Raw genomic sequence first — 4,251 nt, forward strand, 5'->3', positions numbered from 1 at the left:
TGGCAGCTATTGAGGGAGATAAAAATCCCGGATCCGCTGCGCCGAAATTAAACGTTAAAATTGAAGTGTTGAACGGCGCCCTGGTTATACAAGGAGAAACCGATGCTGATCGAATTGTGATATACCGCCAGGATCAGAGCAGGGTTCCGGTTAAACCTGAAGCAGACGGCCGCTTCAACTTGCTTCTGCTCCATAATCCAGGGGAGAGCAGTGTGGAGGCAGTGGCTATCAACACCGCAAATGGCACGGTATTGCGCCAGGAGGCATTTATCATTCCCTATAACTCGCCTGCGACCCGATTCAGGGATATTCAGGACAGTGCCTTGCGGGAGCAGGTGGTGAAGCTAGCTGAACGGGGCATCATACAGGGCGATGATGATGGGGCTTTCAGGCCGTATGACAGCATTACCCGTCTGGAACTGGTAGGGATGATAGCCCGGTGTCTGGAACTTAATCCGGAGGGGGCAAAAACCCGCTTTATCGATGATGCGGAAATTCCCTGGTGGGGTAAAGGGTCGGTAGAGGCAGCCCGCCAGGCAGGTTTGATTAAAGGATATGAGGATAATTCATTTCGCCCCTATAATGCCGCTACCCGCAGCGAGATTGCCATAATTATGGACCGGGCTTACCGCCTTTTGGAGAAACCAAGCGGAGGCGCGCAATCCGCCACCGCCGGGGATATTCTTCTGGCTCCGGAATGGGCTCAGTCCGCCATCGTTAAAGGTTATCAGCGCGGTATATGGCCGCGTTCCTGGCAGAGTGTGTTCAGGCCGCAGAATTATGCGACACGTGAAGATGCGGTTCTGCTGATATCCAGGCTGTAGGCGGTAATGGGGATCAATGCCGTTGGAGACTGCGGGCCTATTGAACGCCTTGCTCTTCGCGTCTGTCGCTCGCTCTGCCCAGCTTGTTGACAAAGTCAAAAAGATAAGGCCATCTCTAACAAGATGGCCTTTACTATCAATATAAGTAATTATTGCATTTTAATTAATTCTGGATCCACAATACCACGGTTACCGCCCCGGCCTTCTGTTTCCAATCACCCAGCTGTTGCTGTAAAACCGCTATTTGCTGATCCAACTGTTTAAGCTTGGCTGGGTCACTGGTTTCTCCGCGCTGTGTACTCAGGCTGAGGAATTGTTCCAGAGCCTGTGTATAGGCCTGAGAAATATCCTGCTTGTCATCGCTGCGGCTGACCACCGTTCCCAGCGAAGAAAGGCTGCTGATCAAGGCCTTATCCTGACCCCGTTCAACCACCAGCTTGAACAGGTTGTAGCTGACTCCTGCCTTGACCTGCTGCCCCAGCTTCTCAGCAGAGGCCCCAAATGGGGAGGCAATGGACTGTACCTGCTCAAAAATGGTACTCTGATCGCCTGAACTGCGAATTATCAGCATAGTGGAAAGGATGTTGCGGTTCTCCACACTCAATAACACCGGTGCAGAGGTAGCCGGCAGTGTTGAAGTATTCCCGGGAGGATCTTCATTTTCTGCTATCTCTTTGGGGACATCCGGCGGGTTTTTACCGGATGTTGGCGGCACGTTTTCCGCCGGAGGCGGTTGAATCTCTACGGCGTCATTAATAGGATTAGGCGGAACGGAATCAGACGGTTCCCCTTCATGCACTGCTATAGGAACTAAGGCAGGATTACCGGATATGAACCCGTTTAAGGCGGTGAACAACAGCAATACGGCTGCGGCTGCAGCGGGTATAGCCTTTTTCCGGGTTTTCTGCATCCAGCCCCGCCAGAGCCCGGGACGCCCAGAGACGGCGGCTTCTTGTTGTACCGCCAGCATCACCGCATTTTTCAAGTCGGCTGGAGCCGGTTGTATATCCTTGCCCATAGAATGCAACATACGGGATAACTGGGCCAGAGCCCGGTAGTCGTCGCGGCAATGCTTGCATGCATCCAGATGCAACTGCATCTGGAGAGTCTCTTTACTTTCCAGCATGCCGTCCAGGTAAGGCGATATCAATTGTTTGGCTTCTCTGCAATTCATGGTGTTCACGCCTTTTATACAGTATATTTTATACAGTATATATCGCAGTTCTTCGTTGACATCCGCTTCTACTCAGCTTTGATCTCTTTTAACAAGGCTTTGCGGGCCCGATTTATACGAGATTTCACCGTTCCCAAGGAGCAGTTTAGCAGACTGGCGATATCCTCGTAACTATAGCCTTCCATCTCACGTAATACCAAAACCGCCTTATACTCCGGATGCAGACGGTTTAATGCCTGCCGCACCTGCTCGTTTAGTTCGGTGCGCTCCAGAATCTCCAGGGCCGAGTCCTGACTGGCTGCCAGCTCGCGGCTCAGTTCATTATCTCCAAACATCAAAGGCTCATCCAGGGAAACGACCACAGCCTTCTTTTGCTTACGGCACCAATTGATCCACAGGTTAACCGCAATGCGGTGCAACCAGGTTCCAAAATCCGCCTCTTCCCTGAAAGAACGAATATTTTTGAAGGCCTGCACAAATACATCCTGGGCTAGATCCTGTGCATCGTAATTATTATTAGCCAGGTGGACACAGTGGGTGAAAACCCTGTCCTGATAGAGCAAGACCAATTCCTCAAAGGATTCCAGGCTGCCCGTTTTGGCTTCCCTGATCAGATCATTTACCGGAATCACACTCATTTACACTCCCGGTCCAACCAGACCCTGGCCTGGTTAATTTATTAGACATAGCCAATAAGAAAAAAGTTCCCCGGGTCAACCCTGAAATCACTTTTTTTTCAATGGTATTCCCGACAGCTGATCTCCTGACAAATTTCACATAAAAAATTCTGTATTCTGCCTGACAGCGCCACCGGTAGGTTAAGTACTTCCCATTATAGCATGCGGAGAATAGCTGTTCTAGAAATCCGCTTTTCAATAAAATTTGAAGCAGTTTACCTTATTAACCTCAGGCTGGAAAGCGAATCAGCCATTTGCTCTATTACCTTATATAAGGCCTTCTTGCCTGTTCTGTTCTACTATGAAAAAATTTGTTCTTGCTGGGAACAAATTCTCTGGATTACTTGTCTAAATATAACAGATAACCCGACATTTTGTCGGAAAATGCCGGGTTATAAAAATGCCGTAACCCATGATCGGCCTGTAAAGGAGGGAATCGTAAAGCGCGAGCTTTCAGATTGATGATCACCTCAAGACAGAGTAGAGTTTCTGTCACTTATTTCCCGCACTTAATTTTGAACAAGGAGGTAAACAAATGCTAAAAAGACAGAGCAGACATCTGGCCTTATTATTAGTACTGACCATGCTGGCAACCATGTTTGTAGGCGTTGGCGTAGCACAGGCCAAATCCGACAATAGTATTAACAAGATCATCAGTGTATCTGATGACTATGTGACTCCATCCACTGGATCCGGCATCGAGCTGACCCTTCAAGAAGATGGTTTTAACACTCATTTTCAAAATGGTGACGTATTCGAACTGACTCTGCCCAGTGGGGTAAAATGGACTAACGACATGACTTCTACCAGTGGAACTAAGGCCAATACCAAAAAGATATCCAGCAGTGTTGTTCAAGTCACCATGAAAGGTATGACTACTGGCGAAGACGCTATAGTTATTCCCCTTTCTTTTGAAATTGACGGCGCCACCGGCACCGTGGCTGTAACCGTAGAAGCTCTGGATTCTGCTGTAACCGAAGGCTCCTACAATTTTGCCCGGGTTGCTGAAGGCGACATGACCGCAACAGTTGACTCAGTCAAAAAGATCAGCAGAAACTCCAGCAACAAGGCTGGCGTCATCCAGCTGAGAGAATCTGCAGTTGGCACTGTATATGGCGATGCTAAAGTCGTCGTTAAACTTCCCAGCAACTTCAGCTGGGTGGAAAGCGGCATAGATATCAGCTTCAGCGGCGGTTTTAGCGGCGTAACTCTGGATCCGTCTGATTGGGATGTTGACGGCCGTGAGCTGACCATCGAATTCACCGCTCCGGGCAGTGACCAGCGCGGAACCATTTATATCGCTTCTGCCGTTAATCCCAGCCGCTCTGCAGCATTAGGCGAAGTAGAAGTGGGCATCAAGGTTGATGACGAAAACGGTGAAGTTTTTGACGGCGACCTGGTCATCGCAAATTATGTGGACTGGGGCGTTGCAACTGATGTTGACGAAGTGAACGAACTGGTGGCAGGTAAATTCGAGCAGAAGACCGATACCATCACCATCACCGAGAATGTAGCCAACACCCTGCTCAAAAACCGCGACCTGACTGTGGAATTGCCCGAATGGGTCAAGATCACT

At 49.4% G+C, this 4,251-nt stretch carries 3 protein-coding genes and 1 pseudogene; 2 read left to right on the forward strand and 2 right to left on the reverse strand.

The window, feature by feature from the left end:
• The coding region (locus B2633_RS08875; RefSeq protein ID WP_483170247.1) for an S-layer homology domain-containing protein at window positions 1-824 on the forward strand (824 nt) is incomplete at its 5' end.
• Between the two features lie 163 nt (window positions 825-987).
• Here the strand turns inward: B2633_RS08875 and B2633_RS08880 are convergent.
• Together B2633_RS08880 and B2633_RS08885 are read right to left on the reverse strand one after the other, a co-directional pair.
• Window positions 988-1,998: an anti-sigma factor family protein gene (locus B2633_RS08880; protein WP_483170250.1), complete on the reverse strand. Its 1,011-nt coding sequence runs from the start codon at window positions 1,996-1,998 to the stop codon at window positions 988-990.
• Between the two features lie 68 nt (window positions 1,999-2,066).
• Window positions 2,067-2,636 (reverse strand): sigma-70 family RNA polymerase sigma factor, encoded by a 570-nt coding sequence (locus tag B2633_RS08885; RefSeq protein ID WP_481042242.1) that lies wholly within the window; start codon window positions 2,634-2,636, stop codon window positions 2,067-2,069.
• A 574-nt stretch (window positions 2,637-3,210) separates the two neighbouring features.
• Between B2633_RS08885 and B2633_RS08890 the strand changes: the two are divergent.
• Window positions 3,211-4,251: pseudogene (locus tag B2633_RS08890) on the forward strand (hypothetical protein); the annotation flags it as partial.

This window comes from Syntrophomonas sp. UBA1041 (genome assembly GCF_002316705.1).
GTDB lineage: Bacteria > Bacillota > Syntrophomonadia > Syntrophomonadales > Syntrophomonadaceae > DTU019.

Excerpts from the sequence above, each read along its gene's own strand:
- B2633_RS08880 (WP_483170250.1), bottom strand. The coding sequence starts at position 1,998 with ATGAATTGCAGAGAAGCCAAACAATTGATATCGCCTTACCTGGACGGC.
- B2633_RS08885 (WP_481042242.1), bottom strand. The coding sequence starts at position 2,636 with ATGAGTGTGATTCCGGTAAATGATCTGATCAGGGAAGCCAAAACGGGC.